The 15,532-nt window shown below is 64.5% G+C and carries 14 protein-coding genes; 6 read left to right on the forward strand and 8 right to left on the reverse strand.

Annotated features, from left to right (window positions below):
• Positions 1-48: 48 nt before the first annotated feature.
• Together EEB15_RS09370 and EEB15_RS09375 are read left to right on the forward strand one after the other, a co-directional pair.
• Positions 49-660, forward strand: a complete 612-nt coding sequence (locus EEB15_RS09370; RefSeq protein ID WP_141509566.1) for a TetR/AcrR family transcriptional regulator — start codon at positions 49-51, stop codon at positions 658-660.
• Between the two features lie 80 nt (positions 661-740).
• Positions 741-1,625, forward strand: a complete 885-nt coding sequence (locus tag EEB15_RS09375; RefSeq protein WP_141509567.1) for an alpha/beta fold hydrolase — start codon at positions 741-743, stop codon at positions 1,623-1,625.
• Here EEB15_RS09375 and EEB15_RS09380 read toward each other — a convergent pair.
• The 3 genes from EEB15_RS09380 to EEB15_RS09390 all read right to left on the reverse strand — a co-directional run bounded on the left by EEB15_RS09380 (position 1,606) and on the right by EEB15_RS09390 (position 6,085).
• Complete coding sequence (locus EEB15_RS09380) at positions 1,606-4,146, reverse strand: hypothetical protein (protein ID WP_141509568.1); 2,541 nt, start codon at positions 4,144-4,146, stop codon at positions 1,606-1,608. The two genes, EEB15_RS09375 and EEB15_RS09380, sit on opposite strands and share 20 nt — an antisense overlap.
• Before the next feature lie 116 nt (positions 4,147-4,262).
• Complete coding sequence (locus EEB15_RS09385; RefSeq protein WP_233259421.1) at positions 4,263-5,423, reverse strand: ABC transporter substrate-binding protein; 1,161 nt, start codon at positions 5,421-5,423, stop codon at positions 4,263-4,265.
• A 122-nt stretch (positions 5,424-5,545) separates the two neighbouring features.
• Complete coding sequence (locus EEB15_RS09390; protein WP_141509569.1) at positions 5,546-6,085, reverse strand: MarR family winged helix-turn-helix transcriptional regulator; 540 nt, start codon at positions 6,083-6,085, stop codon at positions 5,546-5,548.
• A gap of 130 nt (positions 6,086-6,215) precedes the next feature.
• On the opposite strand from EEB15_RS09390, the gene EEB15_RS09395 reads away from it, so the two are divergent.
• Genes EEB15_RS09395 through EEB15_RS09405 form a run of 3 tightly spaced genes read left to right on the forward strand, consistent with a single transcriptional unit; the run spans position 6,216 to position 9,056 of the window.
• Positions 6,216-7,469, forward strand: coding sequence for an acyl-CoA dehydrogenase family protein (locus EEB15_RS09395; protein WP_141509570.1), 1,254 nt, complete (start codon positions 6,216-6,218; stop codon positions 7,467-7,469).
• 19 nt (positions 7,470-7,488) lie between these two features.
• Positions 7,489-8,034: a flavin reductase family protein gene (locus EEB15_RS09400; RefSeq protein ID WP_141509571.1), complete on the forward strand. Its 546-nt coding sequence runs from the start codon at positions 7,489-7,491 to the stop codon at positions 8,032-8,034.
• Between the two features lie 26 nt (positions 8,035-8,060).
• Entirely contained in the window at positions 8,061-9,056 is a 996-nt protein-coding gene (locus tag EEB15_RS09405; RefSeq protein WP_141509572.1) for a LysR family transcriptional regulator, read from the forward strand.
• 35 nt (positions 9,057-9,091) lie between these two features.
• Here the strand turns inward: EEB15_RS09405 and EEB15_RS09410 are convergent, their stop codons facing one another.
• The 5 genes from EEB15_RS09410 to EEB15_RS09430 all read right to left on the reverse strand — a co-directional run bounded on the left by EEB15_RS09410 (position 9,092) and on the right by EEB15_RS09430 (position 14,018).
• A complete protein-coding gene (locus tag EEB15_RS09410; protein ID WP_141509573.1) occupies positions 9,092-10,072 on the reverse strand; it encodes an amidohydrolase family protein in 981 nt (326 codons plus the stop codon).
• Positions 10,073-10,114: 42 nt separating this feature from the next.
• The gene (locus tag EEB15_RS09415; RefSeq protein ID WP_141509574.1) at positions 10,115-11,131 is read right to left on the reverse strand and encodes a TRAP transporter substrate-binding protein; all 1,017 of its coding nucleotides are present in this window, start codon (positions 11,129-11,131) and stop codon (positions 10,115-10,117) included.
• A gap of 20 nt (positions 11,132-11,151) precedes the next feature.
• Positions 11,152-12,429 (reverse strand): TRAP transporter large permease, encoded by a 1,278-nt coding sequence (locus EEB15_RS09420; protein ID WP_141509575.1) that lies wholly within the window; start codon positions 12,427-12,429, stop codon positions 11,152-11,154.
• Complete coding sequence (locus EEB15_RS09425; RefSeq protein ID WP_158290052.1) at positions 12,426-12,995, reverse strand: TRAP transporter small permease; 570 nt, start codon at positions 12,993-12,995, stop codon at positions 12,426-12,428. Before EEB15_RS09425 ends, EEB15_RS09420 begins: the two co-directional genes overlap by 4 nt.
• Positions 12,996-13,130: 135 nt before the next feature.
• A complete protein-coding gene (locus EEB15_RS09430) occupies positions 13,131-14,018 on the reverse strand; it encodes a LysR family transcriptional regulator (protein WP_141509689.1) in 888 nt (295 codons plus the stop codon).
• A gap of 82 nt (positions 14,019-14,100) precedes the next feature.
• Between EEB15_RS09430 and EEB15_RS09435 the strand changes: the two genes are divergently transcribed.
• Positions 14,101-15,531, forward strand: coding sequence for an amidase (locus tag EEB15_RS09435; RefSeq protein ID WP_141509577.1), 1,431 nt, complete (start codon positions 14,101-14,103; stop codon positions 15,529-15,531).
• Position 15,532: the final 1 nt, after the last annotated feature.

A 15,532-nucleotide genomic window follows, 5' to 3' on the forward strand; every position in this document is an offset into this window, starting at 1 on the left:
AATAACGGCGCAAATGGCGCCGGGTAGCGCATTTCTCCGAAGTGAAGTATGATGGACATCATGCGGAATACGAAGCCCCAGACCAAACACAACGCCCGAACGGCAGCCAAGGAAGCCTCTCACGAGCGCATCGTGTCCGTCGCTGCGCGGGCGATCCGCCGCAGCGGGTACGACGGCACGGGTGTCGCCGACATCATGAAAGAGGCTGGCCTCACCCACGGCGCCTTCTATGCCCATTTCGAATCGCGCGAGGCCATGCTGGCGGAAGCGGCGACCCGGGCATGCGCCGAGTCGGCTGCCGCGGTGGCGGGCGTCGTTGCCAGCGTGCCGCCGGAGAAGGCGCTGGCGTCCATCCTCCGCGCCTACCTTTCTCCGCAGCACCTGCAGCAGATCGAATCCGGCTGCCCCCTGGCCGCGCTGGGCTCGGAGACAGTGCGCCAAACGCCCGAAGTCCGCCGGGCGACCACACGGCACATCAAGGAAACGATCGATCTGATCGCCCGCCAGTCGCCGGACTGGGGGCAGCCGGCCGCGCACGAACGAGCGCTCGTCACCATCGCTGCCATGGTGGGCACCCTGCTCCTGGCGCGTGCCGTCGACGAGCCCGCCCTGTCGCGCAGCCTGTGCGAGGCCACCATGAAGTACCTGGCCCCCGCCTGAAATCACCAAACCCGTCGCCTTTTTCGTTCGTCACGATATATGACGATCATCATGTGACAAACCCCAACCCAGGAAAATCCATGACCACGAGCACACCCCAAGCAACGGCCGCCACTTGGAAAGATGTTCCAACGCGGACGGTCCCCGGCCACGGCGTGAGGTTCGCCTACCGCGAACTGGGCACGGAAAACCCCGGCCCGCCGGTCGTGTTCCTCATCCACCTGGCCGCCGTCCTGGACAACTGGGACCCTCGGGTCGTCGACGGCTTCGCGAAGAAGCACCGCGTGATCACATTCGACAACCGGGGTGTCGGCGCCTCCAGCGGAACCCCTTCGGCGTCGATCGAGGAGATGGCCCGTGACGCCATCGCTTTCATCAAGGCCATGGGCCTTGGCCAGGTCGACCTGTTCGGGTTTTCGATGGGCGGGATGGTCGCGCAGGCGATGGTGCAGATGGAACCGCAACTCGTGCGCAAGATGATCATCACGGGGACAGGCCCCGCCGGCGGCGAAGGCATCAGCCAGGTGGCACGTGTGACCTACTTCGACATGTTGCGCGGCTGGCTCACGTTCCAGGATCCGAAGCAGTTCCTGTTCTTCACGCGGACGCCCTCAGGTATCCGCGCGGGCAAGGAGTTTCTGCAGCGATTGAAAGAACGCTCAGGTGACCGCGACAAGGCAATCACCCTGGCCGCGCTGCAGGCCCAGCTGAAAGCGCTGCGCCGCTGGGGCGAACAAGAACCGGCGGACCTGTCGAAGATTCATCACCCCGTCCTCGTCGCGAACGGCGACAGCGATCGCATGGTTCCCAGCAAGAACACGCACGATCTGGCGCAACGCCTTCCGAACAGCGAACTCGTCATCTATCCCGATTCCGGGCATGGCGCGGTGTTCCAGTTTCACGCCGACTTCGTGCCCAGGGCGCTGGAATTCCTGGCACGGCGAGTTAGTAGTTCACCCGGTTGATCCCCGCCCAGATCCCGTTGCCCAGATAGAAATCGGCAGGCTGAACCGTGGCCCAGACGTCGGACATCATGCCCTGCGGCGGAAAGCTCAACAGCAGGCCGTCGCCGGTGGCGATGGCGTACGCGTAGGGCTCTCCACCCGTCGACGTGGTCCAGCCCGCCCAGCCCGGCGTGTCAGCCCAGCGCGCCCCGACCAGATGCGAGTCGCTGGTCTGCTGGTAGTAGATGGTGTAGGCAGCCGGTATCACCACCGCATAGAACTGGATGCGGTTGCCGGCTTGCGTGGCGGCCGCCATGTCCGTGGCTACGTCGTCGGTGGAACTGCCCGGCGTAGGCCATGCCCAGCCTTGCTGGGCCAGCGAGGCCACCATGCCGGCCTTGACGAAATCGCCTGCGATCTGGTTTTGCCCCAGCGCATTGAGTTGCGAGACATTGCCGAATAGCATGTCGATGATGCCTTGCACGCCGGTATAGGCCACCTGCGGCGCCCCGTACTGGTCATTCACCAGCAGTGCTTGCGCGGTCAACGCCAGGCCCGAGCCCTTCGCTGAACTGGCGGTGGCAAGCGCCGGAACGCCGGAGGCCAGCGCCGACATGAGGTTCTGCCACGAGAAGCTCACCTGCGGCGCGTCGCTGGAAGGAGCGACCATGCCGATCACGTACGCGAGATCGGCATCCATCTGCGTGTCGATCGCCGCCGCCACCGTGAGGAGGTTCGCGTACAGGCCATAGACGCCGGCCAGGTTCTGCAGCTCGGCGATCAGGTCTTGCTGCATCGCCTGCCAGATGGCCTGCGCGGCTTCCATCGTTCCGGGGAGCGTGCCTGGCGGGAGCAGCGCGCTCAAGTCCATGTTCTGGACCTCCTGGATCCAGCGCTGCGCATCCCCCACGGCATTCGTCTTTGTGTACAACGAGCGAATGTCGCCGTCTTCGCAGCCGTTCATCTCGTTGCTGGCGGCGGCATAGATCTGTGCCTGCAACGAACCGGACGTGCCGGAAAACGGCGGGTAGGCACACTGCGGCCCCGACGCGACAAGCGAAAGCCCCCAGCCGGGAAAGGCCGGGGGACCGTTGGAGCCGGCCTGCCAGGCGCAGGTGGCGTTGCCGTTGGCGTCGAACGCGAGCAGGCCGCAACTGCCATAGCCCGCCTTGTACGCGAGCAGCTGCTGCTGCCCCAAGCCGGGCCCGGCCACCACCATGTACTGGTCGTCTTCGGTGTTCCACGATGACACGCCGCCCGCACCGGGAAACGACGAGCCCTGTGCCACCCACTCGACGATCAGCTGCGAGCTGTCCCAGCTCACGGCCGCGATGGAACCCGGTTGTGCGAACAGCACCGAGGGCGGCCCGATTTGCAGGGATGCCAACACCAGCGTGTCGCCGCTGGTCAGCGGCAGGTCGGTGCCGCCCGGGTTCGGAATGGCCTGGTCGCCGGTCCAGAGCACCTGCAGTTGGGGCGAGACAGGGTCGTTGTTGAACTGCGCCACCGCGACGATGCAGTCGTCGGTATTGAACAGCACCAGCGAATCCGCGTAGTACGCACCGACCGCAAGTTGGGCCGGCGCGAGCTGGTCGGAGGCCTGCAGGGGCCAGGCGCCACTCCCCTGCTGGTTCAGCAGCTCGTCGGAGACAGACCAGACCAGCGACGGCGCGTTGGCATCGGAGTCCCATTGCACCAGGCCCAGGGCCTGGCCGGGGCGCGAGACCAGGATGGAATCGAAGCCCTGGCCGACCACGTCCATCGTCCACCACGCGTCGCCCGTCTCCAGGGTCCAGCCGGCTGCGCCGCCGGCGCCGGGCACTTCCGCGGTGCCCGCGCTCCACACGGCGTTGAAGCCGTCGCCGGCCCAGGCCAGCACGGCCAACCCATACGGGCTCGACGCGAACATCGACAGCTGGCCACTGGCGGTGCCCAGCCCGAACTGCACCGGCAGGTAGCTGTCGCCGTCGTCGGGCCACCACGTACTGGCGCTTCCGGTGCCGGTGGCGCCGGAAGCGCTCCACCACACATACAAAGCGTCGCCGTTCCACTTGAACACGCCGATCCGCGCGTTCTGCGAGGCGAAGATCTCGTCCACGCCGTCGCCGTCCACGTCCGCCGCGTAGTACTTGTCGGTGCCGGAGACAGTCCACGCCTGCGTGCCGGGGAACCCGCCGGCCGAGACGGGCATGGGCTGTATCGAGCTGGTGGTGTTCCAGATCAACACCGGTACCTGGGCGCCCTCGTTCAACCCGGACCACTGCGGGCTGAGAGTGTCCCAACCGCACATCTGGACCAGGCCGAGCAATGTTTGCCCCGCGTTCTGCACCAGCATGCACGGCGTCGAGCGCGCGAGGTCCACGGTTGCCAGAACGACGTCCAGCCCCTGCATCGGCCAGGCAACGGTGGCCGGCAGGCCCTGGAAGTCGGGTCCGACGAAAGTGGGATCCGACGATAAGGCCGTGGCTGCGGTGGCAGCGTCACTGGCGCCGGGCTTGGCGCGAGGACGCCGGACGCGCGACTGCGCCGGGTTGTGTGGCATGGCGGCTCCTCCCTGGGGAACTGGAATTGATCCGGGACCTTAGCTTCGGCCAGCACGGGCGTCAATACACACCCCTGAAGCCAGAACTCCTGGAGCCCCGGCGGATTAGCCCACGGCTACTTCCGCAGATTGCCCTCGGAGTTGACGATGGTCAGTTCCACGCCGCCCCAGCCCTTCTTGCGCGCAGGCATGTAGTTCACGTACACGCCCCCCAGGTTGTATTCACCCATGCTGCGCAAGGAGGCCAGCAATCGCTCCCGGTTGACAACGGCGCCCGAGCGGCGAACCGCTTCGGCCGCGATCCTTGCGCCCAGATAGCCCTCCAGGCTGGAAAAGGAGAGCGGCTCCGCCGGCGCGTATTGCTTCATCGCCTTCTGGTACTCGCCGATGACGGGTGCCGACTGCGTGAAGGGGTAGGGAATGACCTGGCTGAGCACGATGCCCCTGGCCTTGTCGGCGCCGATGGCCTTGACCAGTTCTTCATGAAGCAGAACCGACAGGCCGTAGATCTGCGCGGCACCGGCCGGCGTTGCGCGCACGGCCTTGGCGAATTCCGTCGCGGGCTTTCCCGCCGCCAGCAGCAAGATGGCTTTCGGCTGCGAAGCCGAGACGGCCCGCACCGCGGCGGTGACGCTCGCCGCCATGTTGTCCGGATTGGCGTCCAGCACGGAGTGAGAAACGATCCGAAGTCCCATCTCCCCGGATTGCTTCTGGGCCAATTCAGCCAGCACCGGGCCGAACGCCACATTCATGTTGACGATCGCGATTGTTTCTTTGCCCCAGCTCTTGGCTTCCCGCATCAAGGCACTGACCTCATCCGCGAAACCGCTGCGCAGGGGAAACACGTTGTCGGCATCGACCACAGTGCGGTCGCCCTGCAGGGGAGCGATGAGGGCGATTCCTCCCTTGCCGAATGCATTGGCCTTGGCCAGCGTGGTGACCCCGCCCGTGTTGAGATAGGAGAGCAACCCGACGATGGAGGCGTCGTTGACAAGCTCCTGGGTCAACTCGACCATTTTGGGAGCCTGCAGGCCGTCATCCCTGGTTTCCAGCCTGAGCTTGTGCCCGTTGATGCCACCTTTGGCGTTGATCGTCTCGAAGCACGCCGATATGCCGGCGACCAACCCCCGGGCATTGGAAGCCGAGGTCGGATTGCTCAGCGAGGCCACTTGCCCGAACACGAGCTCCGCCGCTTGGGCGGCTATCGGCCAGGTGTTTGCCGCGATGGCAAGGACGGCAAACAAGAACGCGCGGAAAGACAGGCGGGTCGTTTTCACTTCAGTCTCCTTGGTACCGCGTTCATGGTCGCGGCCCCTGCGGGCTGAGTCCAACAACTTCTGCGCATGTCCTCTATTCGATTCACGAATTCGGGACCCGGACGGCCTGAAAAAACGAGCCCTCAGCTGCCCTTGTCCAGGGTTTCGATGTTGCTGTAGATGCGGCGCAGCATGTCGCGCAGCAGATCGACTTGTGTCGCGCTGATACCTGAGAGTGCAACCCGGTCATACAGTTGGGCCAGGGGAATGATGCGTTGGGCCAGCGCATCCCCCTCTGGCGTCAAGCTGAGCGCCAACGCCCGCGCGTCGTCCCCCGATCTGTCCCGGATCAGCAGGCCGCGCTGCAGCAGCCCTTCCACCGTCCGCGAGAGCGTCGAGGGTTCGGCCGACGTGTGCGTCGCCAGTTCCGCGAGTCGCTGGTGCGGCTTGTGATGAAGGGCGGCGCAGACCCGCCACTCGGTGAGCGTCAAACCGAAGGGTTTCAGTTCCTTGCTGAAAGCCTGCCCCATGCGAATACCTGCGCGCGCAACCAGATAGGGAATGGCTCGCTCAAGATCGTGGTCAATGAAAACACTTGCTTCTGCAGCATGTTTTTCATTGCGCTTGCGATCCACTGCCTGCGGCCGAGGTGACCGTGCGATTGCCGTTCCTGCCTTCTTCATTCAGCCATGATATCAGCCAGGCCACGGGCTGGGCCCGGGAAAATACCTAGCTTTAATTATTTGCATTTGCAAATTAAATATTCTCTAATTCGCTTCCGTTTAGAAGTTTCTTGAAGACCCTGGAGGCAACATGAACCCATTGGCAAACGCAGATTCGCTCCCTCTACAAGCGCCCGGCCGTATCAGCCCGGTGCACGGGGCGGCGCCACTGAAAAGAATCGTCGGGGCCGCGCAAGAGCTTGTGCCTGTGCTGCGGGAGAAGGCGCAGGCCACCGAGCAATCGCGGCGGGTTTCGGGTGAGGTGACCGAACTCTTCCACGCGGCGGGATTCTTCAAGCTGATGCAGCCGGCGCGGTTCGGCGGCTACGAATATGGCTTTACCGCCTTCATCGACGTCATCAGCGAGCTCGGCAGAGGGTGCACGTCCTCGGCCTGGGGCTGCTCCCTCGGAGCCATCCACCAGTGGCTGCTCGGAACGTTTCCCGAGCAGGCGCAAAACGATGTGTGGGGCACAAATCCCAGCGCCATCCTTTGCGGCTCTTACGCTCCAGCGACCACCGCGCAACGCGTAGACGGCGGATACCTCGTGAGCGGCCAATGGAAGTTCGCTTCCAACGTGGACAACTCGCAGTGGGCCTTGCTGGGGGTCCACTTCCCCGCCGAAGAAAAAGGGAGCCCCCCGAGCGCGGGCTTCCTGCTTGCGCCCCGTTCGGACTGGTCCATCGAGGACAACTGGCATGTGGCCGGCCAGGCCGGAACCGGCTCCAAGACGGTGGTCATCGAAAAGCCTACGTTCATTCCGGCACACAGGCGTCTCACATTCGCCGAGGCGTCTTCCAATTCCCCGCCCGGCAGCGAAGTCAACAAGAACCCCATCTATCGCATCCCGTTCCTGTCCGCCGTGCCGGTCTGCCTGGTGTCGCCCCTGCTTGGAACCGCACAGGGCGCAGTCGACGCCTTTGTCGACCTGTGCGGGACGCGGGTGACCCGCGGCGCGGTCGCCGGCGGCGGCAACCATCTCAGCCAGTTCTTCCCCGTGCAGTCACGCCTCGCGGAAGCCGCGGCCTCGGTCGACGCGGCCAGGCTGCTGCTGTACCGGGATACCGCGGAGGTGGAGCAGATCGCGGCCCAAGGGGAGGTGATCAGCGTCGAAAAGCGGATCCGCAATCGCCGCGACCATGCATTCGCGGCGCGCCTGTCGCATGGCGCGGTGGAAGCGCTCTTCGCCAGTGTGGGCGGAGCAGGACTTGCGCTGGATCAGCCTATCCAGCGCATGTGGCGCGACGCCAATGCCATTGCCAGGCACATCAGCCTGAACTGGGACGCGGTGTCGTCCATGGTCGGACAGCACATGCTGGGGCTCGAGCCCAAAGGCCAATACTGAGCAACACCGAGGTGCCGCCATGTATTCCTGGAGCTACATCACCGGAGACGTTCCGCTCAGCGTGGACGCCAGCCGCTTCCGCCGTGCCTTGGGCTCATTCCCGACGGGAGTCTGCCTGGTCACCACGGTAGGGCCCGACGGAAAACGCGAGGGGATGACCATCAACTCCTTCGCCTCGGTTTCCCTCACCCCGCCCCTCGTGCTGTGGAGCATTCGCGACGACACGCGCAGCGCCGAGGCGTTCCTGACCAGCCGCAGCTACATCATCAGCATCCTGGCGAGCGACCAGAAAGAAATGGCGTCGCACTTCGCCAAGCCCGCCCTCGACAAGTTCGCGGCATACGAAGACGCGTTCACCCTGGGCATAGGCGGTTGCCCCAAGCTGCGCCACAGCGCAGCCACCTTCGAATGCTCGTCCTATTCCCGCTACCAGGAGGGTGACCACACCATCCTCGTCGGCAGGGTCGACGCGTTCACGAACTCCGAGTCGACACCGCTGCTGTTCCATTCCGGGCAAATGGGTTCCGTCTGGGAAGTGGCGGAAAAGATTCCGCATCAGGCTTGAATCGAACGAAAAATCAGGAGACCTTGATGAACATCAACACTGTCGACTTGAACCTGTTTCTTGTCTTCCAGGCCGTCTACACGACTCGCAGTGTCACGCTCGCCGGCGATCGAATCGGCATGACGCAGTCGGCCACGAGCAGCGCACTCAAGCGCTTGCGCGAGCGATTCGGCGATCCCCTTTTTGTCAGGACGGCCGAGGGGATGGTTCCCACGCCCCTGGCCGAACGGCTCATCGGCGCAGTCGAGGCAGGCCTGGGCAAGTTCGCGCAGGCCATCGATCAAGGGCGCCAGTTCGATCCGTCAACCTCCGATCGCACCTTCCGGATCGCCATCAATGACATCGGCCAACTGGTCATGATGCCGCAGCTGCTGGCGGCAGCCCAGAAAGAGGCGCCGTCTGTTCGCTTCGAAACAGTGGACGCGTCGATGTCGGATGCAAGGCAGGGAATGATGCACGGGCAGATCGATCTTGCCGTGGGCAGCTGGAAAGCCATGGGCCAGACGTTCTACGAGCAAAGGATCTTCGACGAGACCTTCGTGGTGCTGATGGGCCGCAGCAATCCGCTGGCGGCGGGCGAGATGCTGTTCGAGGACTACATGTCCGCCAAACACATCGCCTACCGTCCCAGCGGCGCCACCGATACCGAACTGCAGAGCACCTTGAATCGCGCCGGAGTGCTCGGCCAGCGCAATGTGGTGCTGACAGCGGCGCATTCCCTCGGCTTGTCCGCGATAGTCGCTTCTTCCAATCTGCTGCTCACCGCGCCCAGTCGCCTGGCGCAGGCGATGATGTCGACCCGCACCGACCTGAAGATGTGTCCCACACCTTTCGAGGTGCCACCGTTTGCCATCCGCCAGCAGTGGCACGAGAGATTTCAGCTCGACAGCGGCAATCAGTGGCTGAGAACCCGCTTCTTCTCCCTGTTTCACGAGCCGTCGGTGTACCAGGTGGTGGCCATGGCATTCGAGCGGAGCCAACGCGCCCTGCTGGAAGACGAAAACGTCTATCCCACCCGCTGAACTGCCCGGCGATGCCGCGAGCGATCGTGGCTTCGTCAGATCGCCAGCTTGAACAGGTTCACCGCGTTGGTCCGGCCGATCTTCACGCGGTCCGCTTCGCTGATGGAGGCACTGTTGAACCAGTTGGACGCGTGGTCGACGTTCTCGAACGGCCAGTCGGTGGAGAAAAGGATCCGGTCGGAGCCGACTTCGAGCATGGCGTCGATCAGGGTCTGCGTCCGGAAATTGCCGGAGGTCGTCAGGTGGAAGTTCTGCTGGAAGTATTCCGCGAAGGTCTTCTTGGCCGGATAGGCCTTCGGAAGCTTCACCCACGCGTTGCGATTGTCGATTCGCCACATGCTGTACGGCAGCCCTTCGCCCATGTGACCCAACACGATCTGCAGCTTCGGGTGGCGGTCGAACAGCCCGCTCGCCATGAGCCGCAACGCGTGCACGGCGGTTTCCTGCCCGAATGCCCACGTCGGCCCCATGAGCCAGGGGTGACCATCGTAGATCTGGGCCCAGGAGGCGATGGGATTGCGCGGATGCAGATAGAAAGGCGCGTCGAGCGCCTCGGACCTGGCCCAGAAATCCGCGTACTGCGGCGCGTCGTAGTAGACGACGTTTTCCGGCGTCCCCACTTGGGAAAAGCCATTGACCAGCGCGCCCTTGAAGCCCAACTCCTTCATGCAGCGCTCGAGTTCGCGTGTCGCGGCGTCCGGGTCTTGCATGGGCAAGGCGGCAAATGCCTGAAAGCGGTCGGGGCGTTTGGCGACCTGTTCCGCCAGGTAGTCGTTGGCCCGGATCGCAATCTCGATCGCCTTGGCCGTTTCAGGAATGGCCTGTACCGCCGGCGCGTTGAGCGAGAGGATCATCATCTCCATGCCGTTCTGATCCATCTCGCGCAGCCGGCCATCGTGGATATCGGTCAGCCGTTTGCTGAGCTCCTTCCAGTAGTCGCCTGGCACGAAGCCGGCCGAGTCTTGAAGAGTCTCCGCGATCGCGAAGTGCTCTTCCAGTCCAATTTTCCCGTTCATTCGATACTCCTGTGGGGTGGGTGGCTGGCGCGATGCCTCGCGCTAAGCCTTGTATTTCTGGCAGGCTTTGGCGTAGCGTTCGAACTCCGCCAGCAGGGCGGGCTTTTCGCGCAGGATCGCCATGGCCGATTCGTTGACCGTCTTGGAAAAAGACGCCGCATCGCTGGCATTCATGGCCACCAGCTGGCCACCGTTTTTCGTCCACACCTCTTGAGCCGACAGGATGTCCTTGGCTCCAAATTCATTGGTGGACGCCTCGATGCGCGAAGCTTCCTCGGTCACGACGGCACGCAGATCGACGGGCAGTTTCGCCAGCCAGTTCTTGTTGCAAGCGGCGACCACGATGACGGGCCACTGCGACAACGCGGTCTGGTACTTCGCAGCGTCGTAGAACTTGAGCGCGGAAAAGACGGTGCTCGCCGCGATGAAGCCGTCAATCGCTCCGTTCTGGAGCGCCGGCATGACTTCGGACAAGGGCATGGGAACGGGCGTGGCGCCCAGCTTCTTCAAGGGCTCGATCTGCATGGGCGTGCTCAGCACCCGGATCTTCTGCCCTGAGAAATCCGCGATGGTGCGGATGGGACGCCGCGAAACCACGTTCTGCGGACTGTGCATGAAGACGGAGATGCTCTGCAGCCCCTTGCCGCCGCCCATTGCAAACAGCTGCTGGCGGACCTCCGGATCCGAGAAGATCCGCTGCGCATGGGCGGTGTCCGCTATCAATCCCGCGACATCCAGCACTTCGAACCGGGCGTCCAGGCTGGTCAGAAAGCTGGAAGCGGTGACGAAGCACTCGATGGTGCCCAGCGCGGCGCCCTCCACCATCCGGGGAATGGCGCCCAGCTGGCTCGCCGGATAAAGTTCGACCTTGATGCGGCCGGCGCTCCTGGCCTCGACCGCGGCCTTGAAGGTTTTCATCCAATGATGAATGACGTCGTTGATGGTGGCCGAGGTCACCTTCATGACAATCGGGTTCTGCTGCGCGAAAAGAACCTGGGGCGCTGCCAATGCCGCGGCAACGGCACCGGTCATGGCGCGACGGGAAAGCAATGCACTCATTTTTGTGTCTCCTCGGTAGTTCAATAGATCAATCGGACCAGTGCCATCGACAGCCAGGGCACGTACGTGATCAGGGCCAGGGCCAGCAAGTACAGGTAGAGGAAGGGAACGATGCCCTTGTAGATCACCTGCAGCGGGAACTTGAACAACGACTGGGTCACGAAGATGTTCAGCCCGAACGGAGGATGGAACATGCCTATGGCCAGGTTCGTGGTGATCACGATCCCGAAGTGAACCGGATCGATCCCCGCGGCCTTGACCAGAGGCATGAGCAGTGGCGTGAGCACCAGAATGGCCGACAGCGGATCGATGAAGCAGCCCACCACCAGGAACACGATGTTCAGGACCAGAAGAATGGTCCACGGAGACAGCTGCCATCCCTGCACCAGCTCGACCAGCGCCAACGGAATCTGGTGCACGGTCAATATCCAGCCGAACACATTGGCGCAGGCCACGATCAGCAGGATCTGCGCTGTCAGGGTGACGGTTCGTGTGGCGCAGTCGATGATGTCGACCCAGCTCAGCTCGCGGTAGATGAATCGCGTGACGAACGCCGCATAGACGCAGGCCAGCGCCGCGGATTCGGTAGGAGACACGAAGCCGCCGTAGATTCCGCCCAGGATGATGACGGGGGCGCCCAGGGCCCAGAGCCCACGCCGGAACGAAGCCAGCAGGAATCGCAGCGAGAAAGACTGTCCGTCGGAGATATTCCTTCGCCTGGCGTACCACAGCACGTAGACAGCCAGGATGGCGGCAATGAGCAGCCCGGGAACGACGCCCGCCGCGTAGAGCTTGGGCACCGACTCGGACGCGGCGGCCGCATAGATGATCAAGGGCACCGACGGCGGAATGATGATGTCGATGGCGCCGACGGCGGTGATCAGGCCCGCCCTGAAATCATCCGGATAGCCTCGCTCCTTCAAGGGCGGCAGCATCAGTTGCCCGACGGTCGCGACCGTGGCGGCGCTCGCGCCCGACATCGCCCCGAACACGGCCGACGTTCCCACTGTCGCCAGGGGCAGGCTGCCTTTGAGGTGTCCCGTCGACGCCCGCATGATGTCGACGATGCGCGCCGCCACACTGCCCCGGCCCATCAGCTCACCCGCGAAGATGAAGAACGGCACGGAAAGCAATGCGAAGCTGTCCAGTGCGCCGAACATCGTCTGGTGAAGCACCGCGATCGGCACGTTCATCACGAACAGCACCGTCACCGCCGACGCCGTGAGAAGCACCAGGAAAATCGGCACGCCGGCCAGGAGCAGCACGACGGGGACGAAGGCCAGGGTGACGGCGGTCATGGGGCTTCTCCGCTTTCGCTTGCCGCGCCTGCCGCGGGCCTGTCGAGCCCCAATCGGACCAAATCCCAGCCGGAGGCCAGCGCCAAGCCGAGGAAGCCCGCCGCCGGGGCGGCATGCACCAGCCACATCGGAATGCCGGCGCCGTCGCTGCTCTGCCCCATGGTCATCATCTCGCCGGCAAAGTTGATGGAAACCCAGGTCATGAGAACGCAGACCGCGAGCGAGAGCACGGCCTCGAGGAGCCCGCGCCACCAGCCGAGCCGCGGACCCAGCCTCTGCACAAACACGTCCATCCGCAGGTGCATGTGGCGAGCACCGGCGACGGCCGCCCCCAGGAAGATGAGCCAGACCATCAGGTAGACCTGGACCTCGTCGGCCCCCACCAGCGCCCGTCCGCCCGCGTACCGCAGCGCCGCGCTGGCGAAGTTCAACAGAACGACGGCGCAAAACACGAGGCCGAACAGGCGCTCGATCCACTTCGCGAAGCTGGTGATCCCGCGCGCAGAAGTTGGGCGCGGGGAAGTTGGGACATCGACTCTGTCCTGGATGGCGGTTGCTTTGGTCACGCCCGCATTTTTTACGCTCGGCGCCCCGCCGTCCAACAACTTCTGCCGATGTGGACTATGCGGCAGCCCAATTCATACCTGGGTTAACCCCAGGCTAGGGCCCGACCTGAGAGCCTGAGGAAAACATCATGGACGTCACTTCATCGCCGAGCGCACGGCGGCGACGAACGGCTTGATCAGTGGGCTGTCCAGGTCACGCCGCCAGCAAACCGCAACTTCCATCCCTTCGTTTTCGCCTTCGAGCGGCCGGAACACCAGGCCAGGTGGACTGCCGACCGCCGCGCAGGCCGGCACGATGGCAAAGCCTTCGCCGGCCAGCACCAGGGCCAGGGCCGAATGAACGGTCTCGACGCGCTGGACGATCTGCACGCTGACCTGGTTGCGCCTGAGCAGCGCCGCGACGGGTGAGGCACCCGCCGTGTTCTCGGTGTTCAGGCTCGGCAACCCGATGAGCTTGATCCCTTGCAGCTTCGCCATCGGTACCGCGGCGAGGCGTGCCACGGCGGCGCGGGTGGGCACGGCCAGCACGAGCGGCTGGTTGCCGACCGGCGCCGACACGATTCCTTCGCGCAGCAGCGGCGGCATGCACAGCCCGACCGTGACCTTGAAATCACTGATCAAGCTTTCATACGTGTGCACGCTCATCTCCACGAACTGCAGCTCGACGTCGGGAAGCGTGCGCCGCAGCTCCGGTACCAGACGAGGCAGCACGGCGTAGCCTAGCGCGAACATGTAGCCCACGGTCAGCCGGCCGCGCCGCCCTGCGGCCACCGCCCTGGCCGCTTCGAATCCGTCGTCTGCGAGCGCAAGCGCCTCCTTCGCGCGAGAGAACAGCGCCCTGCCCGCCTCGGTCAGCTGCATGCCGTCCGACTCGCGGCGAAACAGCGCGGTGCCCAGGCGCGCTTCCAGGTTGCGTATCTGCACGGACAGCGGAGGCTGCGCCATGTGCAAGCGCAATGCCGCCTTTCCGACGCTGCGGGCTTCGGCCACCGCGACGAAATAGCGAAGGCTTTTCAGATCCATGCCGGCCATACTAATCTCGTATGGGTTTGTCGTAAACCAGTATTGGACGCCCAGGGCGTCGCGTGCCAATCTGCGGACACATATGAGCGATGAACTTTGCCTGATGACCGCCACCGTGCTGCGCGAACGGATTGCGCGGCGCGATGTGTCCCCCGTGGAAGTGACGGCAGCGGTGCTGGGCCGTGCGCAGCGGCTGCAGCCTGAGCTCAACTGCTTCATCACCATCTGCGGCGAAGAGGCCATGCAAGAAGCACGTGCCGCCGAACGCGCTGTGATGCGCGGAGAGCCGCTGGGGCTGCTGCACGGCGTTCCGTACACCTGCAAGGACCTGGTCAACACGTGCGGGGTGCGAACCACCTTCGGGTCCCTCTTCCACAAGAACAACGTCCCTTCGCAAGACGCTGAAGCCGTGGCGCGCCTGCGCCGCCACGGCGCCATTCTCATCGGGAAAACGACCACGTCCGAGTTCGGGGCGAAGTGCCTGACCGACGCACCGCTGTTCGGCCGCACGCGCAACGCCTGGAGCGCCGCGCACACCAGCGGGGGCTCCAGCGGCGGTGCCGCCGTGGCCGTGGCGGCCGGCATCGCGCCCATCGGCATCGCCACCGATGGCGGCGGCTCGACACGCATTCCGGCGGCGTGCAATGGCGTGGTCGGTCTCAAGCAGAGCATGGGCGTCGTCCCGCACAGCCAGGTGGACGATGCCTTCGGCAATCTCACGTACGTGACGCCGATGACGCGCACCGTCGCCGACACGGCGCTCATGCTGCAGGCGCTGGCCGGCGCCGATCCTTCGGATCCGTGGTCGATGGACGTACCGGTGCCCGACTACGCCAAGGCAGCGGGTGCGACAGGTGACCTGCGCGGCAAGCGCATCCTGTATGCCAAGGCGCCCAAGGGCCGCCCCGTCGCGCAGGAAGTCGCCTCCGCATTCGAATCCGCGCTGGGCCATTTGCGCGATCTGGGTGCGGAGCTCGCGGAAATGCCGGACACCGGGGACTTCGACATCGAGCCGCTGTGGCGGACCATCAACCACACTGTCTGGCTCACCCGGTTCAGCGCCATGGCACGCGAGCGCCCCGGCGATATGAGCCCTTCCCTGCTCCAGCAACTGGAACTGGCAACCCACGTGAGCGGCGTCGACTACCAGCAGGCGATGTTCGACCGCACGCGGTTGTTCCGGCACGTCCAGTCGCTGCTGCGCGAGAACGACCTGCTGGCAATGCCTACGCTGTCGCGCACCGCGCTTGCCATCGACCAGGACCTGTTCGGCACGCTCGAGATCGACGGGCAAGAGTTCCCCGAAGTCCGTGCGAACTGGTTCCCCTGGACGATGCCGTTCAACCTGACGGGCCATCCCGCCGTGACGCTGCCTTGCGGATTCGGCGCCGGCGGGCTTCCCATCGGCATTCAACTGGTCGGCCGCTTCCGGGGCGAAGCGGACCTCCTGCACGCCGCTGCGCGCCTGGAAGCGGCGCAAGCACTTCTTTCCCATAGACCTGACTTGAGGTGAG

The organism is Ramlibacter sp. WS9, from assembly GCF_003797765.1.
GTDB lineage: Bacteria > Pseudomonadota > Gammaproteobacteria > Burkholderiales > Burkholderiaceae_C > Ramlibacter.

Excerpts from the sequence above, each read along its gene's own strand:
- EEB15_RS09370 (WP_141509566.1), top strand. The coding sequence starts at position 49 with ATGATGGACATCATGCGGAATACGAAGCCCCAGACCAAACACAACGCC.
- EEB15_RS09375 (WP_141509567.1), top strand. The coding sequence starts at position 741 with ATGACCACGAGCACACCCCAAGCAACGGCCGCCACTTGGAAAGATGTT.
- EEB15_RS09380 (WP_141509568.1), bottom strand. The coding sequence starts at position 4,146 with ATGCCACACAACCCGGCGCAGTCGCGCGTCCGGCGTCCTCGCGCCAAG.
- EEB15_RS09390 (WP_141509569.1), bottom strand. The coding sequence starts at position 6,085 with ATGAAGAAGGCAGGAACGGCAATCGCACGGTCACCTCGGCCGCAGGCA.
- EEB15_RS09395 (WP_141509570.1), top strand. The coding sequence starts at position 6,216 with ATGAACCCATTGGCAAACGCAGATTCGCTCCCTCTACAAGCGCCCGGC.
- EEB15_RS09400 (WP_141509571.1), top strand. The coding sequence starts at position 7,489 with ATGTATTCCTGGAGCTACATCACCGGAGACGTTCCGCTCAGCGTGGAC.
- EEB15_RS09405 (WP_141509572.1), top strand. The coding sequence starts at position 8,061 with ATGAACATCAACACTGTCGACTTGAACCTGTTTCTTGTCTTCCAGGCC.
- EEB15_RS09410 (WP_141509573.1), bottom strand. The coding sequence starts at position 10,072 with ATGAACGGGAAAATTGGACTGGAAGAGCACTTCGCGATCGCGGAGACT.
- EEB15_RS09415 (WP_141509574.1), bottom strand. The coding sequence starts at position 11,131 with ATGAGTGCATTGCTTTCCCGTCGCGCCATGACCGGTGCCGTTGCCGCG.
- EEB15_RS09420 (WP_141509575.1), bottom strand. The coding sequence starts at position 12,429 with ATGACCGCCGTCACCCTGGCCTTCGTCCCCGTCGTGCTGCTCCTGGCC.
- EEB15_RS09430 (WP_141509689.1), bottom strand. The coding sequence starts at position 14,018 with ATGGATCTGAAAAGCCTTCGCTATTTCGTCGCGGTGGCCGAAGCCCGC.
- EEB15_RS09435 (WP_141509577.1), top strand. The coding sequence starts at position 14,101 with ATGAGCGATGAACTTTGCCTGATGACCGCCACCGTGCTGCGCGAACGG.